This is a genomic window from Mucilaginibacter sp. OAE612 (assembly GCF_041806395.1).
Taxonomy (GTDB): domain Bacteria; phylum Bacteroidota; class Bacteroidia; order Sphingobacteriales; family Sphingobacteriaceae; genus Mucilaginibacter; species Mucilaginibacter rubeus.
This window is the reverse complement of record NZ_JBGMUW010000001.1, coordinates 6543644-6563013: the sequence shown is the minus strand read 5'-3', so window position 1 is coordinate 6563013 and position 19370 is coordinate 6543644. Positions and strand designations below refer to the sequence as shown.

Sequence of the window (19370 nt, the reverse complement as noted above, 5' to 3'; positions counted from 1 at the left end):
AAGCAACCGGTCTTTTTTTTAACTCAATTAACAACTTTATTTAGGTGTAGATAAAAGTACCTACTAATAAAGCCAACACCTGGTCCATAGATAATGGCTCATCAAAAGCTGCGGTAGCCACCTCAACAGAAGTTGAAGAGCTTGATAAACCAGGTAATGTGGTAACGTTAACACCACCCTGGGTAACGTTTTGTTCGCCATCGTAATTTCCGTTAACCTGCGTCACACCGGTATCATTACCCAAAGTAGCGGTACTGGTAATCCACGGGGAAACGCCCAGCAACTGTCGGATAGCCGATGCGTGGCGGGCTTCAACCGCATGGATTGATAAAGCCGCGGTCAAAATATCTTTATTGCCCAGCAAGTTAGGTGCCTGGCCTTTATAAGCACGTACACCCGTATCTTCAAAAGCCAGCGCCACCTTCAAAAACAAGTTGTAATTTCCGAACAAACCTTTAAAGGGCCCGTTACCTGTGCCGCCGCCTGCTGTAAAATCAAACTTGGGCGAAGTAACCGGCGTACCGCCCGAAGCTGTAATAGCTGATTTAAGGAAGGCCACATGTTGGTTTTCGTCGTCTTTTACTGTGTTGATATAAGAGGCGCCTGCAGCAGGAATCAACCCCGCTGAGGCAGCACCTGTATTATAAAATGACGACTCAAGATATTCAAGTGTTAAAGCATAATTTAAAACCTCAATCACTGTTGGAGCAGCAGCAGCCCCGTACGCCTTTTTGAGCATGGTACCCATGGCAAACGGCACAGCAGCCATAGCCACTTTTGAACCGAAGCTGGTTATATTTTTGATAGCTGCACGACGCGGATTAAGCCTGTCGTTCAGTTCGGGATCAAATTTTTCTATCTCGTCTATTATATTAAATAAATTCATGGCGATGTGGAATTAAGCTGTGTAACTATAATTGGATGCACTCACTTTAGTTTTGAGGTAGGTGTTTGCGATAGGCAATACCTCGGCAATGGTAGCTGATTTGTTCAAACCGTTGCTGTCTACCTGGTCATCGGCAGCAAATGACCCTGCCATCAGCATATTACTGATCAATGCTGCGTGCCTGGCCTCAACCGATACAATTTTACCGGCAATGGTTAAATAACCGGCATCCTTAATCAGGTAACCTGCACCATCATAAGCTTTAACACCGGTATCTTCAAATGCTTTAGCAGCACCAAGTACGGCTGCTTTTTTGGTAAAATCGATAGTGCTGAAATCGGTGGTAAGAGCAGGGATTGCATTACCTCCTAAAGCAGCTTTGAAAAATTCACGGTGGAGTATCTCATGATCACGAATACTTGTTAAAAGCGCTCTTTCATCGGAGGTCATCCCCGAATATGGGGTGGTAATTACCTGGATATAAAACGCAGCTTCCAGTTGCTCAAGCGCGTAAGCGTAGTTAAGGATCGCAAGATCGCCTTTGGCACCGATATCAATGCCCCCGCCAACAATTACCTTATGGTCTTTGTGACAAGCTGCTGTAGCTAAGAGTCCGGCTGATGCCACGCCTAACCCTGCATAGCGTAAAAATGACCTCCTGGCCATATTTGCTCCGCCTATGCTTTCCTGTTCAGATGTTTTCATAGAATTCGATTTTTAATGCTATAATTAGTTATCTTGTAGATGGATATACGCCCGTTATAATCCAACAGATTTCAATTTACGATAATTAATCTACTCTTAATTGGAGTGTTTAACTGCAGGTAAAACCCATGGCCCTATTTACAGCTAAAAAAACTTCAGAAAAAATTGAGAATAATAAAAAAGGCCGAAACACTCTCGCAGTTTTTCGGCCCTACATCTACCTATGAAAACAACCCTTTGAGAAGGGTGTTAATACTTATCCAAACCGGGTGCCAAATCATAAAACCGCTTTAAACTTCTATAAATAAGCTTTTTGGAGCTAACAGTTGTCACCGTGTGGAAAGCAATCCCAAAATCGGGGATTATAAGCTACTGTCATTAAATATTCTTAATTAAAAAGCAATCAGATCAGAGAGAGATTGAAATTTCCGCTAAATAAAAAAGGCCGGACAACTCTCGCAGTTATTCCGGCCCTACATCTACCTATGAAAAACAACCCTTTGAGAAGGGTATTAAACTATATTCAAACCTGATGCCAATGTTTAAAAATGGCTTTAAATGCCTAATTGGCAGCTTTTTAAAACACAACCGCACCTCAATGTGTAGAAATGACACCCAAAACCGGGAATTAATTTCCCAATGGTTAATTTCGGCAGGCTACATTTTAATTATCAGGCAACATAACGCCGTAATAAAAAAAGGCCGGACAACTCTCGCAGTTGGTCCGGCCCTACATCTACCTATGAAAAACAACCCTTTTTAGTAAGGGTATTAACTGTAATTCAAACCAGGTGCCAAATGCCAAAATGCCTTTCCAGTACTCAGAACGCATTTTCAAAGGCGTAGTGAATATAAAGTGAGTAAATACTTTCCTGGAAATAGTGGTATAATTTTCCCAGAGGTTAAAACTCGATCGGCTAAACTACCTCACCCATCATCACCCAGACTGGATGACCTATCCGGTTACATAAACCTGCTTAAAGAGGAAACCGGCACCAAACATTGGATAATAAAAAAGGTCGAAATACTCTCGCAGTATTTCGACCCTACATCTACCTATGAAAAACAACCCTTTGAGAAGGGTAATAACATTTATTCAAACGAAATGCCAATTGTTAAACATGCATCTATATACCTTAAAAACAGCTTTTTAATATTACTTAAATATTAAACTGTAGATTTTTTCCCCAAACGAGGGTGCAATTTCCACACCCGGGGAAACAGATTAAAAAATCAAACAATTCTGAGTATTAAATGCTTAATAAAGAAACCATCCCATATAAACTTTGTTAAACCGATTATGGACTATAATGTATATTTACTGGCAACCGATCCCCAAAACCCCTGTAGGGATGTGATCCATTCCAGGGATACACGCCTCAAGGTAAAAGTTTACTGTCTTGATGAAGAACAATTTAGTCCGGATGATAACGAGATCCAGCTTTATGGATACGCCGATCAGAAGCTTTACGCCTTTGAAACGGTTAGTGTAGCTGCCGAAGACGCGCTGGATTTGGTAGGCGCCATACAATGGTATGCCCACTATATCGAATTTCCGGAAATGGAAATCCTCCCGGAAGACCCCCGTCCGCGTGCCCAGTACAGGGATGTGAAGTAAATTACTAAAATACATCTCATTAAAAATCAATATATTACAAAAAATGCAAAATATTTTTTGAAGAATAAACATCAAGCCCTATATTTGCAGTCCCAAAAGCAAGGGAGCTTAGCTCAGCTGGTTCAGAGCATCTGCCTTACAAGCAGAGGGTCACTGGTTCGAACCCAGTAGCTCCCACCAAAAGCCTGACAGTAATGTTGGGCTTTTTTATACTTGCGCTCTTCGCTAAATACTTCACGAAAGTATTTGCATTATATGGCAAAGTGATTTAACTTCGCCGCTCGGTTTTGCCAAAACGATGGTAAAATTAAAAACAAAGGGAGCTTAGCTCAGCTGGTTCAGAGCATCTGCCTTACAAGCAGAGGGTCACTGGTTCGAACCCAGTAGTTCCCACAAAAAGGCCTTGCAATTGCAGGGCCTTTTTATTTAAAATCAGCCTTTAAAGTCTTTCAAACTCATTTTTATCGCAATACGCTTTGAGTTAATCCCCCTTGAAACTATCCACAAAAGCTTTAACCGCATCTGCCGTGGTTTGAAAAAATGCCGGCCCGGCAAGTAATGTTATTTGAGTTAAAGGCTTAGCCGAACTCAGCAAGTGATCTTTCAAAAAAGCCTCGGTTTCATAGGCGCTTATAGCGCCTTTAATAATGTTGACAGCAACAACGCCTGTAGGCGAATCAATACCAGCATCCTTTAAATCGCTGGCATGCGAATAACTGCTTACCCCCAGCCTTAAAGCTTCGCGCATTTCCACACGGCCAACACTGATCATTAGTTCAGGATTAAAGGACTTTCGGTCGCCAAGCCCTATGATCAGCAACTTTCCGGCAGGCAAGCTGCCAACTGATGGTGTAATAAGCATTGTTTCCAGGGTCCGGCCTTCAAACCTGCCGCTTTTACGCAATTCGGTGAGTATCCCTTTTAAGGCCTCATCTACATGTACAAGGCCGTTAAGATTGCGTGGCAATGCGGGCGGTGAATTAAAAATATCGCCCTCTGTGTATTCAAAAACACAAATTACCTGAAGTGGTGTTTGCTGATTGGAGGGTGATTGAACTGCAGTTGATATTGTTATACCGTCTATTTGGCCAATTGTTGCCGATGTACCGGGAGCGGGTAAAGTTGACACTTGTGTTTGTGCCCACCCCTTTGTAAAACTTACTAAGCTGATAATTGCCATTGCAAACATCAGCTTTAACGAGCCCGTATGCGATTTTATAGCTGCTTTCTTAATTATTGTAATATTGTGTTCCATGGATGACGATGTTTAAATTGATATTATTTATCTCTCTCATTAATACATCAAAAGTGGAGGAAATTGAAAAACAAAAAGATGACGTAGATTAAGAAATAAAAAATCATCTTAAAAGCTAAATAAATCTAAACGCGATTCCACCATATCATATATGAGGCACAACCAAAATGTTAAGCATTTTTTGTTCTTTTGCTTTAGCCTATGCAAACGTTAAAACAGTTAAAAAACGGAGAATTAAAAGGAGCAGTATCGCTTAAACTATCAGAAAATCTTTCCCACTTTCCTATTGAAATTTTTGAACTGGCAGATACACTGGAATATCTTGATCTTTCATTCAATAAACTGAACGCATTACCGTCAGATTTTGGCCGCCTCCAAAAGCTGAAAACCTTTTTCTGTTCAGAAAACCAATTCACTGTTTTGCCGGAAGTATTGTCCGACTGCCCATTTTTGGACATCGCAGGGTTTAAATCGAACCGAATAGAAAAGGTGCCGCCAGCATCGCTTAATCCTAATCTTCGCTGGCTCATCCTTACCAACAACAGGATTACCGAGCTACCCGCTCATATAGGCAACTGCAGCAGGATGCAGAAACTAATGCTTGCGGGTAACAGACTAACAAAACTGCCGGCTACACTTGCAGGCTGTCGTAACCTGGAGCTGCTCAGGATTTCCGCCAATCAGCTAAGTGAATTTCCCGAATGGCTCTTATCTATGCCCAAACTATCATGGCTGGCGTTTTCGGGCAATCCTTTCAGCTATAAACCAACAGTACATTCACTTACAGCGATTGATAGCAGCGAATTGGAAATCAACCAATTGCTTGGCGAAGGCGCATCCGGTGTTATCTCCAAAGCTACCTGGCGGCATGCCGGTGAAACCACTGAGGTTGCGGTTAAAATATTCAAAGGAGCAATTACCAGCGATGGCCTGCCCGAAGACGAGATGAACGCCTGCATTACCGCAGGCAACCATGAGGGATTGGTAGAATTAATAGGCCAAATCGCCAATCATCCCGAAAATAAAAAAGGGCTGGTGATGAAGCTCATACCAGGGAGTTTTTACAATCTCGGCCTGCCTCCCAGCCTTGTTAGCTGCACGCGTGATGTTTTTAAGCCTGATCTGACTCTGACACCCGAACAAGTACTAAAAATTGCAGGCACCATTGCATCCGTGGCGGAGCACCTGCACCGCAAGGGGATTATGCACAGCGACCTGTATGCACACAATATTTTAATTGACGATGAAACCAACACACTGTTCAGCGATTTTGGGGCCGCATGTTTTTATGATACAGCCAATACAACAGTAGCCGACAAACTTGAACGGCTTGAAGTAAGGGCTTTTGGCTATTTATTAGACGACCTGGCAAGGCTATGCAATGATACAGAACATCCTGATCTTAAAAAGTTATTAGTTTTGAAAGAAAGCTGCCTTAGCGAACAATTAATGAACAGACCCACATTTCAATATTTAAACGCAAAATTTTCCGGATTAAAATAGCCAGCCAAACATGCCCCTATTCATCCGAAACGCTACAGCGAATTTCATTTCCCTGACGACCTGTTTTATTTTGGAAAAACGAGTTACCTGCCCGCAATATTTCTAATTTTTTAGAAAAATTTAAACAAAAAACGATAGTTTTTGATAATCCGTCGATTCATTTAATCTATTCGTCGGTTTTTTTTTGATTTTAGCAATCCATGTATTAGATTTGTAGCTATTTCAATACAAGGTTACCACCTTGATTTGTGATAAGGTTTAGGTTTAAAGCCTCCAAGCAGCGAGTGCAAGGAGGCTTTTATTTTTTAGTCTTATCCATAACGCATCAACTAAAGTTTTAGTATTCTTTTAAAGTCAAAAGTCTTTAGTCTTTAGTCTTTAGTCGAAAGTTCTTTTTGGGCTTCTATGCTTGAAATTAATGGCTTACGGCTTGAAGATAATAGATCTCAAACTGGAATTTCTTTTTATCAGTAATTGGTATTGAAGTTAAAGACAGTAGACTCCGCTCGTTGTTGGTGTTGTCACCAACAACTTTTGAACCCTCGTGATTTCATGATATCCAATGGTCTATTCATATACCAAGCACAGAATTGTTGGTGACAACACCAACAACAGCAAGAGCATTATCAATTAAGTTCTTTAACTATTTTAGTCTTTCTAAACTTAAAATGCCCATTGGCGTCAACAGTCCAGATATCATCTTCAATTTGGGTATCATAATGATATTTTTCATCAATTTGCACTTCGTAATAATACCGAAGCTTCAATGTAAGATTTTCGCTTATAGTGGTATTTAACATACCGTGAAAATGATTATTTCCCGCAGGATCGTTAGCTACGATATGCATCGCGTCAATTACCTTTAACTTGTAAGTCAATGCCACAAGTGTTTCATCTGCTATCACCAAAAAAAAGCGTGGCTTTATCGCAATTAAAAACCAATCAGATTTGAAAGAGGAGTCTGTCAAATCAAAAGTCGACGGCCCGTCTTCGCCATCAATCATACTTGCACCTATCTCTCTGTATCTTAATTTTAACTTAAGCCCCGTAAGCTTTTTATCCTTAAAAGCAGAAAGATCAATTGTACCAGGCTCGGATGAAGGATTTTCTGTACTGAAAGGAAATTTGGGGAGTACCAAATTGTGTAAACGTTTAACCAGCTTAGCGCTATCAGTTAAATCACTTTCTATTTCAGGGTGTTTAGTTTGTTTGGGAGATGTTGAAACGCCGGGAACTTTGTTATAAGTGGCTGTATCCGTAGTACAACTACAATACAAAATAGCAGGAATAATTAAAATGACAAGGCTCTTTAGCATAGTTAAAAATAATAGTTTTTATGATTAACGTGCATTTTTTATGCTCATGACAACACCAACATTGACGGGACTCTACTCATAAAAATTTGCTCGCCCTACAGAAGACGCATGTAATGCGCCTCTACTACATCTTACTTATTTTCCTTCACCACATCAATGAGCCAGGTAACCAGGCCAATGAAGCCGGCTATGAATAACCCTGCTCCTGCGCCACGCGCGTAATCATCCCATTTTTCGGCCGGGCCACTGGGGATGGCCATCCCTGCCGAAAACAGGATTATCCCTATTAATAAAAGATAAACAGAGCGTTTTGCTTTATTTTTCATCGGCGTAAATTAAAAAAATCATTTTTAATTTCTGTATTTTTGCAACCTCCTAAAAACGAGGTGAAATTATAGATGTACAAGGAATATAAGCAGTTAAATTTATCGCAAACCGGCAAAGAGATACTGGACTTCTGGAAACAGAAAAATATTTTCGAGAAAAGCATTACCAGCCGTCCGGCAGGTAACCCTTATACTTTTTATGAAGGGCCGCCGAGCGCTAACGGTATGCCCGGTATTCACCACGTAATGGCGCGCTCAATTAAAGATATTTTTTGTCGCTACAAAACCCTTAAAGGCTACCAGGTAAAACGTAAAGGTGGCTGGGATACCCACGGTTTGCCTATTGAGCTTGCCGTTGAAAAAGCCCTGGGCATCACCAAAGATGATATCGGCAAAAAAATTAGCGTTAAAGATTATAACGATGCCTGCCGCAAGGAAGTTATGCGTTATACCGATGTTTGGAACGACCTGACCGAAAAAATGGGCTACTGGGTTGACCTGAACGATCCGTACATCACTTACAAAAACGAATACATTGAAAGCCTTTGGTGGATCCTTAAACAGCTGCACAACAAAGATCTGCTGTATAAAGGTTACACCGTACAGCCATACTCTCCAAAATCAGGTACCGGCCTAAGCTCACATGAGCTTAACCAGCCTGGCACCTACAAAATGGTGAAGGATACCACCATCACCGCGCAGTTTAAAGTTAAACGCGACGGCGATTCGGAGTTTTTGTTCAACGGAATAGATACGGAAGTATTTATCCTTGCCTGGACAACTACCCCATGGACTTTACCATCAAACTGCGCCCTCGCAGTTGGCGAAGCCATTACCTACGTTAAGATCAGCACCTTTAACCCTTACACCTACCTACCGGTTTGTGTAGTTTTGGCTAAAGACCTGATTAAGAAATACTTTAAAGCTGAAGGTGAGAATGCTTCGTTCGCTGATTACAAAGGCGGGGACAAGATCATCCCATGGAAAATTGAGGCAGAAGTAAAAGGCAGTCAACTGGTGGGCATCCACTACGAGCAGTTGATGCCTTATGTAACCAACGAGGATCTGGAGAAAAATGCGTTCCGCGTTATTCCTGCCGACTTTGTTACCACGGAAGACGGTACCGGTATAGTACACACCGCATCTGTTTTTGGTGCGGATGACTTCAGGGCATGTAAGGAAAACAATGTACCATCGGTAATGGTGAAAGACGAGACCGGCAAAGATGTTCCGTTGGTGAACAAACAAGGCCGTTTTGTGGATGAAGTTACCGATTACGCCGGCCGTTACGTTAAGGAAGAATATTATACCGACGCCGAGCGTGCCGAAGAAGGTTTTAAACCGACCGACGTACTCATCTCTATCAAATTAAAAACAGAGAACCGCGCGTTCGACGTTAAAAAATACGAGCACAGCTACCCGCACTCATGGCGCAGCGATGAGCCGATATTATACTATCCGCTCGATAGCTGGTTTATCCGTACCACCGCGGTTAAGGATAAAATGGTGGAGCTGAACAAAACTATCAACTGGAAACCGGAATCAACCGGTACAGGCCGTTTTGGTAACTGGCTGGAAAACCTGGTTGACTGGAACCTTTCACGTTCACGTTACTGGGGCACCCCGCTGCCTATCTGGCGCGAGGAAAACGGTGCTGAGGAGATCTGCATTGGTTCAATTGCTGAACTGAATGCAGAGATCGCGAAATCAATCAAAGCAGGTTTCATGCCCGAAGGTTTTGTGCTGGAAGACATGCACCGCCCTTATGTTGACGATGTTGTTTTAGTATCGTCAACCGGCAGTAAAATGCTGCGCGAGCCCGACCTGATTGACGTTTGGTTTGATTCTGGCGCTATGCCTTATGCGCAATGGCATTTCCCGTTTGAAGGCCAGGACGAATTTAAGAATGCGTACCCGGCAGATTTCATTGCCGAGGGCGTTGACCAAACCCGCGGCTGGTTCTTCACCCTGCATGCCATAGCTGTAATGTTGAGCGAAGCAAGTGATGAAGTAAAAGCAATTAATGAGCTGGTTGGTAATAAAGGTATCGCGTTCAAAAATGTAGTATCAAACGGTTTGGTACTTGATAAAAACGGCAATAAAATGTCTAAACGCTTAGGCAACGCTGTTGATCCGTTCGAAACCATCGAAAAATATGGCGCTGATGCTGCCCGCTGGTATATGATCAGCAATGCATCGCCATGGGATAACCTTAAATTTAACGAAGAGGGTATAGATGAAGTTAGGCGTAAGTTTTTCGGTACACTGTATAACACCTATTCATTCTTCACCCTGTACGCTAACATTGATAAGTTCACTTATAGCGAAGCCGAAATTGAGATTGGCAAACGCCCGGAGATAGACCGTTGGATTATATCGCTGTTAAACACCCTGGGCAAAGAAGTTGACGGTTATTATGCCGATTTTGAACCAACTAAAGCCGCCCGTGCTATCCAGGAGTTTGTGGATGTGCATTTCAGCAACTGGTTTATCCGTTTAAGCCGCCGCCGTTTCTGGAAATCTGATAATACGGAAGATAAGCTTTCGGCTTATCAAACTTTATATACCTGTTTAATTGCTATCAGCAAACTGATGTCGCCAATTGCACCGTTCTTTGCCGATAGGTTATATTGCGATCTGAATGCTGTTACGGGTAAAGAGGAGTTTGAATCGGTACACCTGGCTTACTTTCCTGAGTATGACAGCGCTTTGGTTGATGCCGAGCTTGAAGAGCGCATGCAGCTGGCACAGGATGTTTCGTCATTAACCTTGTCACTTCGTAAAAAGGTGAATATCAATGTGCGCCAGCCATTGAGCAAAATTTTATTGCCAATACTGGATAAAAGCTTTAAATTACACGTTGAGCAGGTAAAAGACCTCATTTTGTCTGAAACTAACATCAAGGATATCGAGTATATTACCGATACCGCAGGTTTCATCAAAAAGAAAATAAAGCCAAACTTTAAGGCCTTAGGCCAAAAAGTAGGTAAGGATATGAAAGTTGTAGCCGAAGCCATCACAAATTTCAGCCAGGAAGATATTGCCGCTTTAGAAACTAACGGTAACATCCCGGTTCTTGATGGCAAATACGAAGTATTAGCTACCGACGTTGAGATCATAGCCGAAGATGTACCCGGATGGCAGGTAGCAAATTTGGGAAAACTAACCGTGGCTTTAGATGTTACCATAACCAATGAATTAAAACAGGAGGGTATCTCGCGCGAGTTTATCAACCGTGTGCAGAATATACGTAAGACCAAAGGATTTGAAGTAACTGACAGGATAAACGTGCAGGTAAGCAGCACCCCGGCGATCAGAGAGGCCGTGGAAAACAATCTATCCTACATTTGCGCCGAAATTTTGGCCGACAGCATTACGTTTGTGGATAACCTTACCGGGGGAGAACCTGTTACAATTGACGAACAAGAAATATTGATTGCTATTAGTAAAGTATAATGAAACAAGAACAAGAAAAAACCAGATATTCTGAAGCTGACCTGCAGGAATTTAAAGGGATTATCCTGGATAAAATGCGCATAGCCCGCGAGGAATTAAACTCATTGGCTACCTCATTGAGTTCGCCTAATGCCAACGGCACCGATGATACTGCCGGTACTTACAAAACATTAGAAGATGGTTCGGCCACGCTTGAAAAAGAGCAGATAAACCAATTGGCCGCCCGTCAAAAAAAGTTTATTGAGCAGCTTGAAGCTGCCCTTGTACGTATTGAAAATAAAACTTATGGTGTTTGCCGCGAAACAGGCAAGCTGATCCCGAAAGAGCGTTTACGTGCTGTTCCGCACACAACCCTCTCTATGGAAGCTAAATTAAAGCAATAAATGAAGGCTGCTTATACCAAACCTTTTTTAACTGCTGCCTTCATCATCCTTGCCGACCAGATCATCAAGACCTGGGTACGTGCACACATGCAGCTCCAGGACGAAATTCGCTTCCTGGGAAGCAGGGGAATGCTGCATTACACCGAAAATAACGGTATGGCATTTGGTATGGAATGGGGCGGTGATGCGGGCAAACTGGCTTTAACGCTGTTTCGCATAGTTGCGGTTTGCGGTATAATTTACACCCTTATTTATTTAATTAAACACAAATACCATCGCGGGCTCATCATGAACGTAGCGCTCATTTTAGCCGGCGCCATGGGCAATATAATCGATTCAACCTTTTATGGTATAATGTATAAATATGCCCCTTTATTTCATGGCCGTGTGGTTGATATGTTTTACTTTCCGCTATTGCGTGGCACCTATCCGTCTTGGTTCCCGTTTTGGGCAGGCGAGTCGTTCGAGTTTTTCAGGCCGGTTTTTAACCTGGCCGATGCCTCTATCTGTGTAGGCGTAATTATGATTCTCCTGTACCAGAAGCGCTATTTTAAACACGAAAAACCAGAAGTAGCCAGCCCCAACAGCGAAATGGTTGAAGAATAAAATTATTAAATACTTAATATATTAAAGCCGCGATAAGCGGCTTTTTTTGTTGGAGAAAAAAATGAAATTTGGTGTAAAGGCCATGTCACCCTGAGCTTGTCGAAGGGTCGCGCGCAGAGGCCTGCCCACCATGCTTCGAGAACCTCAGCATGACATCCTCTTTTTAGTTTCCTCAAAAATCCACATAAACCAGCCTGCAAACCTGCTTACTACTCCTGTTGGCATCGGTAACAATCAATGCCCCCTTCTTAAACAGGGCTATACCTTCCCAGTTATTTTTAACACCATCAAATGAACGCACATATCTCCACTGCTTACTTTTACGGGTATCAAGCATCACAATTGATGCGTAGGGGTTATTGTGCAGATAGTCAGGATCAGCGCTCAACTTACTACCAAGCTCCGGTATTAGTTTACCTATAGCCGCTTCAGGCTTTTTCACCCAATCGTTATTTAGATAACCATCATAATCACCATTCCAAAAATAGTTTACACCGTAAATCTTTCCATCACCGGCTGCCGCAATATCCGTGACCCTGAAATACAGCAATGGCGTTTTAATTTGCTCAGGGGCTTTACTAAAGGAAGTATCTATCAAATAGCCGCAGCCACCTTTAGGCATGGCATTAAACTCATAATAAGCCAGCAATTTGTTTTCTTTAGGGAGATAGGTAACACTTTCAAAACCGGCATTGCTGATGGATGGATATCTCCGCAGGGAAATAAAATGCTCCGGATCAATTATCACTTCTCCTTTAACGGTATCTAATTTGCCCTTCAGCACAAAACAGTATGGGTATTTATCATCCGTTTCTATAGAAAGGAACACCGTATTATTAGCGATGCTGATAGCTTCAAAGCCTTCATAGTTTGCCTTTACAGAATCGGGCAGCAAATTCAGCCCTTTTACGCTGATGGTTTTATAGGCTGATAATGCTGTATCCTGCCCGTCAATAACCCGGTTGATGCTATCTGCAAAGATGCTATACAGGTTAAATGTGCCATCCAATTTTGTTTCTTTATGATCGCCGTATTGCGGTTCGAGGTAAAGACGGCCGCCATAAATGGTCACACCCGAAAATTCTTCGTTCAAACCGTTGATGGCTTTTGGTAGAGGGATGTTTTTATATACATTTTGTGCCCTTGCAGCCATTGCCGAAAGGACGGTTATAACCAGCATAAATAACAATCTTCTCTTTTTCATGTCGCCCGGATTATGTTGATTAAAAATAGATAATAAAGTCCGGAAAACTTTAACCTATGCCAATCAATAAAACCCACTTTAACACGTTATATATCACCACAAGCAACTAAATAGTGTATATTGGGACTTAACACGGCCGGATTTAACAATTATTACCAAACATTGTGAGTGTTAAACAGATATATCCGCCGCGATATATAACGATTTAACACTTTTTAACATTTAAGCATGGATTTTAGTTGGCGAAAAATTGAGCGGGTGTTTAAGTTTGCCTACCGAAACAAAAAAAATTAATGGAAGAACAAAATAGTTACACAGGAAATGTTTCATCAGCAGCTCCGGCAGCTCCAACATCGTATTCAACCGATATCAGGGCACTGAATGAAATGATACAAAGGGAAAGCGCGTTTATCGACCTGCTGCTTATGGAGATGGATAAAGTGATCGTTGGTCAGCGTTATATGGTTGAGCGTTTGCTGATCGGTTTACTGGCTAATGGGCACATTCTATTGGAAGGTGTACCGGGACTGGCAAAAACCCTGGCCATCAATACCCTGTCAAGAGCTATTCAGGCTGATTTTAGCCGGATCCAGTTTACTCCGGATTTGCTCCCTGCCGACGTATTGGGTACCATGATCTACAACCAAAAGAAAGAAGAGTTCATTGTGCGCAAAGGACCAATCTTCTCCAACTTTGTTGGGGGGTTGGCCGATGAGATTAACCGTGCGCCTGCCAAAGTGCAAAGCGCGCTGCTTGAGGCCATGCAGGAACGCCAGGTAACTATCGGCGATACCACCTATAAACTGCCCGATCCGTTCCTGGTACTGGCAACCCAAAACCCTATTGAACAGGAAGGTACCTATCCCCTGCCCGAGGCACAGGTTGACCGTTTTATGCTAAAAGTAGTGATCAAATATCCTAACAAAGAGGATGAGAAAAAGATCATGCGCGCCAATATCTCGCCTTCAGGCATGAATAAGCCAAATGCCATCATCAAGCCAGATGAAATCATCAAGGCCCGCAAAATTGTGCGCGAGGTTTATATGGACGAAAAGATAGAGCAATACATCATCGATATTGTTTTCGCTACCCGTTTCCCCGATCAGTTTAAGCTTGCCAAATACAAAACACTGATCACCTTTGGCGCATCGCCAAGGGCAAGTATCAGTTTGGCGCTGGCAGCAAAAGCATATGCCTTTATTAAACGTCGCGGTTATGTGATCCCCGAGGATGTACGCGCAGTTTGTCATGATGTGTTAAGGCACCGTGTTGGCTTAAGCTACGAAGCAGAGGCCGAAAACATCACCAGTGAGGATATCATTACCGGCATCCTGAACGTGGTTGAGGTACCGTAACCCCACCCAAACCCTCCCCGGAAGGGAGGGCTTTAGAAGCAAGGTATTATTAATTAACTAAAACATTCAAAAGTCTCCCCTACCGGGGGAGATTTAGAGGGGGCCTATGGAAACCAAGGATCTGCTAAAAAAGGTAAGGAAGATAGAGATCAAGACCCGTGGCTTAAGTAACCACTTATTTTCGGGCGAGTATCACTCGGCTTTTAAGGGGCGTGGTATGGCCTTTAGCGAGGTGCGCGAATACCAGATCGGCGACGAGATCCGTACTATCGACTGGAACGTAACCGCCCGCTTCAATGCGCCGTACGTAAAAGTATTTGAAGAGGAGCGCGAGCTTACCGTGATGTTATTGATGGATGTGAGCGGTTCGGAAAACTTCGGCACACAAAACCAGCAAAAGCAGGACCTGGCAACCGAGCTTTGCGCGGTACTGGCATTTTCGGCCATACAGAACAATGATAAGGTGGGCGTGATATTTTTCAGCGATAAGATCGAGAAGTTTATCCCGCCCAAAAAAGGCCGCAGCCATATCCTGATGATCATCCGTGAGCTGATAGCTTTTCAGCCCGAAAATAAAGGTACCAATGTAGCCGAGGCTTTAAAATACTTCACAAGCGTTATCAAAAAGAAATGTACTGCTTTCGTGATATCTGATTTTATTACGCCCGAATTTGAAAGTGAGCTCAAGATCGCCAATAAAAAACACGATATCATCGCTTTAAAACTGTACGATAAACACGAGGAAGAGTTCCCTAACCTGGGCCTCATTCCGGTTAAGGACGAAGAAAGCGGCCATATCATGTGGGTAAATACCGGTGATAAGGCCGTTCGCGATGCCTTTAAATGGGATGCTGTGAAACGCAACGCCGCCCTGCAGGACGCTTTTCGTCGCTCGGGGGTTGATTATACTACCATTGGCACACATGAATCATACGTTAAACCATTAATGACATTATTTAAAAAGCGGGAAGGCCGGCGGTAAAATATATGAACAGGTACATTAAATACACCCTGGCTATGTTGGTATTGCTTGCAGGCTTTTATCAAACAGGCAGGGCGCAAAACTTTGGGGCTAAAGCTACACTGGATAAAAAATCTATCCTGATAGGCGAGCAAACACAGCTCAACTTAAGCATCCGTTTTCACGCTAAAGACAGCATCGGCTTTCCTAAACTGGCCGACAGTATAGGCAAAATCCAGGTGGTAAAATTTAAAGCTGATACTGCTTTTGACCCGGGCGATAAATCCATCAAAACTGTAACCCGGCATTATACTATTACTGTTTTTGACAGCGGTACTTATGTTATACCGTCATACGTGTTCAAATCGCCGGTAGGTGATTTACCAACGGATACATTAAACCTTGATGTTAAAACAGTTGCGGTTGATACAACTAAAGCATTTTATGATATTAAACAGCCGCTTATCATTAAATATACTTTTTGGGATTGGCTGCGTGATAACTGGAAGCTGATTGCAGGTATACTGGCAGGTTTGATTGTTGGCGGAGGTTCGATATTTTATCTGCTCAAAAAGCCTAAAAAAGAAGTTGTTGTTGAAGAGGTTAAACCCGACATTCCGCTGCATATCCAGGCACTTCAAAAGCTTGAGGAGATCAAAAGCAAGCAGCTCTGGCAGCACGATCAGGTTAAGCAATATTATATTGAACTGAGCGACGTGGTGCGCGAGTACCTCGAAAAAAGGTACACGATACAGGCCCTCGAGCAAACATCCGAAGAAATTTTTGCCAGCTTAAGGCATATGGACATCGCCAGCGAAGACAGGAACCTGCTAAGGCAATTGCTTGTGCTATCGGACATGGTGAAATTTGCCAAAGAGAAACCTGCGGCCCATGAAAATGAAAAGAGCATGGAAAACGCTGTCACCTTTATTAAGGACACACAGCCTCATGCCCAGCCAACCAATGTAAATGTGAAGGGAGATGAGGCAAAATGATTTGGTTTAAAGGAATAGAATTCGCTCATCCAAGCTTTTTCTGGCTGTTCATCAGCATTCCGCTTATGGTGGGCTGGTACATCTGGAAACAAAAGCAGCTGCAGGGTAACCTGGCTATGCCAACTATCAGGGGCTTTGCCATGATCACCAAAAGCATGCTGCCCCGTTTCAGGCATTTGAGCATCATATTACGTTCGCTGGCTATGGCGGCGCTTATTGTTGCGCTGGCAAGGCCGCAATCGTCGTTAAGCTGGCAGGATACTACGACCGAAGGTATTGATATCGTTATTGCATCAGATATCTCGGGCAGTATGCTTGCCGAAGATTTTAAGCCCAACAGGCTTGAGGCCGGCAAAAACATCGCCATCGATTTTATCCAGAACCGCCCTAATGACAGGATCGGCCTGGTAGTTTTCAGTGGTGAAAGCTTTACGCAATGTCCGCTCACCATCGATCACTCGGTATTGGTAAATCTTTATGCCGACATCAAAAACGGGATGATTGAAGATGGAACCGCCATTGGCATGGGTTTGGCAACAGCCGTAAACCGTTTAAAGGATAGCGAGGCCAAAAGTAAAGTAGTGATCCTGCTTACGGATGGTTCAAACAATTCGGGCTCTATCCCTCCTGTTACCGCTGCCGAAATTGCCAAACAGTTTGGTGTAAGGGTTTATACCGTTGGTATAGGTACCAACGGCTATGCCCCCTACCCTGTTCAAACCCCAATGGGTGTACAATACCAGCGCATGAAGGTTGATATTGACGAAGGTACGCTGAACAAAATTGCCACCATTACCGGCGGCAAATACTTCAGGGCTACCAACAACAGCGCCTTGAAGGATATTTACGAACAGATTGACAAACTGGAAAAAGCCAAGATTGATGTTACCCAGTACCGCAAAAAAACAGAGCGCTTTTTACCGTTCGCAATTATCGCGCTGGCGCTTTTATCGTTGGAATTTTTAACAAGACATACCCTGCTTAAGGGAGCTATAACATAACAGCATGCTACGTTTTGCAAATACAGAATTTTTATGGGGATTGCTTGCTATTCCGCTGCTGCTCTTTATTTTTTTGAGGGTAAACTGGTGGAAACGTAAAGCAATTGCCTCGTTGGGAAACAAGGAGGTGGTGATGCAGCTGATGCCGCAGGTATCCTTTTCACGCCCCTGGATCAGGTTCATCTTTTTTATTTTAGCCTATGCGCTTGTTGTTATCGGCATAGCTGACCCTCAGCTTGGTTCAAAAACCGAAGAGGTAAAACGCAAAGGCGCTGACCTGATGATCCTGCTCGACGTTTCAAACAGTATGCTGGCGCAGGATTTGGCCCCTAACCGGCTGGAAAATGCCAAACGTGCACTATCTCAACTGATTGATAAACTGCACGACGACCGTATCGGCATCGTTGTATTTGCGGGCCAAGCCTATGTACAACTCCCGGTAACTACCGATTACGCAGCGGCCAAACTGTTCCTCAATACCATTAACACCGAAATGGTGCCAACGCAGGGTACTGCCATTGGTGCGGCAATTAACCTGGGGATGCAGTCGTTTGATTTTAAGAACGGCACCGGTAAATCCATGATCATTATTACCGATGGTGAAAATCATGAGGATGATGCCGTATCGGCAGCCAAAGCCGCTTTAGCCAGAAATGTTACTGTGAATGTGGTTGGTGTAGGTTCGGAAGAGGGTGCGCCGGTTCCAATTTACCAGGGTGGTAAACAAGTTGGGTTTCACAATGACAGCACCGGACACCCTGTAGTTAGTAAACTTGATGAGGCTATGGGCAAGGAGATTGCCGAAGCCGGTAACGGCGTTTATGTACGTGCCAACAATGCCAACAGCGGCCTTAACATTGTGATGGACCAGATTGCCAAGGTGCAACGCAAAATGACGGATACCAAACAGTTTAAGGATTTTGAAGACAGGTTCCAGTTTTTCCTGGGCATTGCCTTTGTGCTGTTACTGGTTGAGTTCTTCATCTCCATTCGCAAAAACATGCGCTTGAGCAAGATCAAATTATTTGAAGTAAAAAACACATGAAGCAATATATCATAGCCATTTTATTAGTGCTGCAGGCTTCATTTCTTTTTGCCCAGCAGGAAAGAAAATACCTGAGGCAGGGTGACCAACTCTATCAGCAAAAAAAGTATAAAGAAGCCGAAGCCGCGTACCGTCAGGCCATGAGCAAAAAGGCCAAAACCCTGGAGGGTAATTTTAACCTTGGCGACGCCATGTTTAAGCAAAAAAAATATGATGATGCCGCCACACAGTTCAATAAACTAGCAACTGCATCTATTGATAAAAATGTAAAAGCAGGCGCCTATCACAACATTGGCAACTCCTTTTTAACACAAAAAAAATACCAGGAAAGTATCGACGCCTATAAAAAAGCGCTGGTTAATAACCCTAAAGATGAGGAAACCCGGTATAACCTTGCCTATGCCCAAAAAATGCTGAAAAACCAGCAGAATAAAAATAAAGGCGGCGGGGGCAACAAGAATAATAAGGACAAGGACAAAAACAAGGATAAGAATAAAGATAACAAAGACAATAAGGACAAGGATAAAGACAAAAAAGACCAGGATAAAAATAAGCAGGACCAGGACAAGAAGGATCAGGATAAGCAAAACCAGGATCAGAAAGATCAGCAGGGACAGCAGCCAAACCAACTGTCAAAAGATGATGCGCAGCGGATGCTTGATGCCCTCAACAATGATGAAAAGCAAACCCAGGATAAGCTGAAGAATAAAAAATTAAAAGGTGCTAAGGTGCCTATTTCAAAAGATTGGTAAATC

The 19370-nt window shown here is 43.1% G+C and carries 17 protein-coding genes and 2 tRNA genes; 13 read left to right on the top strand and 6 right to left on the bottom strand.

Translation table 11 applies throughout. The features are described 5' to 3' along the window. Positions 1–40 precede the first annotated feature (40 nt). Both ABID99_RS27610 and ABID99_RS27605 read right to left on the bottom strand, forming a co-directional pair. A complete protein-coding gene (locus tag ABID99_RS27610) occupies positions 41–886 on the bottom strand; it encodes a ferritin-like domain-containing protein (protein WP_090535042.1) in 846 nt (281 codons plus the stop codon). 12 nt (positions 887–898) lie between these two features. Beyond that, the gene (locus ABID99_RS27605; protein ID WP_176626662.1) at positions 899–1591 is read right to left on the bottom strand and encodes a ferritin-like domain-containing protein; all 693 of its coding nucleotides are present in this window, start codon (positions 1589–1591) and stop codon (positions 899–901) included. 1300 nt (positions 1592–2891) lie between these two features. Here ABID99_RS27605 and ABID99_RS27600 point away from each other — a divergent pair. From ABID99_RS27600 to ABID99_RS27590, 3 genes are all read left to right on the top strand, one after another. Then, positions 2892–3209 (top strand): hypothetical protein, encoded by a 318-nt coding sequence (locus ABID99_RS27600; RefSeq protein WP_090535036.1) that lies wholly within the window; start codon positions 2892–2894, stop codon positions 3207–3209. Between the two features lie 102 nt (positions 3210–3311). Further along, positions 3312–3389 (top strand) — tRNA-Val (locus ABID99_RS27595). Between the two features lie 138 nt (positions 3390–3527). Then, a tRNA-Val gene (locus ABID99_RS27590) sits at positions 3528–3602 on the top strand. Positions 3603–3690: 88 nt separating this feature from the next. On the opposite strand, the gene ABID99_RS27585 is transcribed toward ABID99_RS27590, so the two are convergent. Continuing rightward, on the bottom strand, positions 3691–4464 hold the full coding sequence (locus ABID99_RS27585) for a M17 family peptidase N-terminal domain-containing protein (protein WP_229701711.1): 774 nt from the start codon (positions 4462–4464) through the stop codon (positions 3691–3693). A 201-nt stretch (positions 4465–4665) separates the two neighbouring features. Here ABID99_RS27585 and ABID99_RS27580 point away from each other — a divergent pair, with 201 nt between their 5' ends. Beyond that, positions 4666–5967, top strand: a complete 1302-nt coding sequence (locus ABID99_RS27580) for a leucine-rich repeat-containing protein kinase family protein (protein WP_373615768.1) — start codon at positions 4666–4668, stop codon at positions 5965–5967. Positions 5968–6593: 626 nt separating this feature from the next. Here ABID99_RS27580 and ABID99_RS27575 read toward each other — a convergent pair. Continuing rightward, positions 6594–7283 (bottom strand): hypothetical protein, encoded by a 690-nt coding sequence (locus ABID99_RS27575; RefSeq protein ID WP_373615767.1) that lies wholly within the window; start codon positions 7281–7283, stop codon positions 6594–6596. A 131-nt stretch (positions 7284–7414) separates the two neighbouring features. After that, entirely contained in the window at positions 7415–7609 is a 195-nt protein-coding gene (locus ABID99_RS27570; RefSeq protein WP_373615766.1) for a hypothetical protein, read from the bottom strand. Between the two features lie 72 nt (positions 7610–7681). Between ABID99_RS27570 and ileS the strand changes: the two genes are divergently transcribed. From ileS to ABID99_RS27555, 3 genes are read left to right on the top strand one after another with little or no spacing between them, the layout of a single operon-like run. Next, entirely contained in the window at positions 7682–11065 is a 3384-nt protein-coding gene (gene ileS, locus ABID99_RS27565) for an isoleucine--tRNA ligase (RefSeq protein ID WP_373615765.1), read from the top strand. Continuing rightward, entirely contained in the window at positions 11065–11448 is a 384-nt protein-coding gene (locus ABID99_RS27560) for a TraR/DksA C4-type zinc finger protein (RefSeq protein WP_090533802.1), read from the top strand. The genes ileS and ABID99_RS27560 overlap by 1 nt, the downstream gene beginning before the upstream one ends. Then, positions 11449–12054: a lipoprotein signal peptidase gene (locus tag ABID99_RS27555; protein ID WP_090533800.1), complete on the top strand. Its 606-nt coding sequence runs from the start codon at positions 11449–11451 to the stop codon at positions 12052–12054. A gap of 172 nt (positions 12055–12226) precedes the next feature. Here the strand turns inward: ABID99_RS27555 and ABID99_RS27550 are convergent, their stop codons facing one another. Continuing rightward, a complete protein-coding gene (locus ABID99_RS27550) occupies positions 12227–13258 on the bottom strand; it encodes a hypothetical protein (RefSeq protein WP_373615764.1) in 1032 nt (343 codons plus the stop codon). Positions 13259–13683: 425 nt separating this feature from the next. On the opposite strand from ABID99_RS27550, the gene ABID99_RS27545 reads away from it, so the two are divergent. From ABID99_RS27545 to ABID99_RS27520, 6 genes are all read left to right on the top strand, one after another. Further along, a complete protein-coding gene (locus ABID99_RS27545; protein WP_373615934.1) occupies positions 13684–14613 on the top strand; it encodes an AAA family ATPase in 930 nt (309 codons plus the stop codon). Between the two features lie 106 nt (positions 14614–14719). Beyond that, positions 14720–15595 carry a DUF58 domain-containing protein gene (locus tag ABID99_RS27540; protein WP_176626649.1) on the top strand — a complete coding sequence of 292 codons (876 nt, stop codon included), beginning with the start codon at positions 14720–14722 and terminating at the stop codon, positions 15593–15595. A 5-nt stretch (positions 15596–15600) separates the two neighbouring features. Further along, entirely contained in the window at positions 15601–16569 is a 969-nt protein-coding gene (locus ABID99_RS27535) for a hypothetical protein (protein WP_373615763.1), read from the top strand. Beyond that, positions 16566–17570 (top strand): VWA domain-containing protein, encoded by a 1005-nt coding sequence (locus ABID99_RS27530; protein ID WP_217633220.1) that lies wholly within the window; start codon positions 16566–16568, stop codon positions 17568–17570. The genes ABID99_RS27535 and ABID99_RS27530 overlap by 4 nt, the downstream gene beginning before the upstream one ends. 4 nt (positions 17571–17574) lie before the next feature. After that, the gene (locus tag ABID99_RS27525; RefSeq protein ID WP_373615762.1) at positions 17575–18615 is read left to right on the top strand and encodes a VWA domain-containing protein; all 1041 of its coding nucleotides are present in this window, start codon (positions 17575–17577) and stop codon (positions 18613–18615) included. Next, positions 18612–19367 carry a tetratricopeptide repeat protein gene (locus ABID99_RS27520; protein ID WP_373615761.1) on the top strand — a complete coding sequence of 252 codons (756 nt, stop codon included), beginning with the start codon at positions 18612–18614 and terminating at the stop codon, positions 19365–19367. Before ABID99_RS27525 ends, ABID99_RS27520 begins: the two co-directional genes overlap by 4 nt. Positions 19368–19370 lie beyond the last annotated feature (3 nt).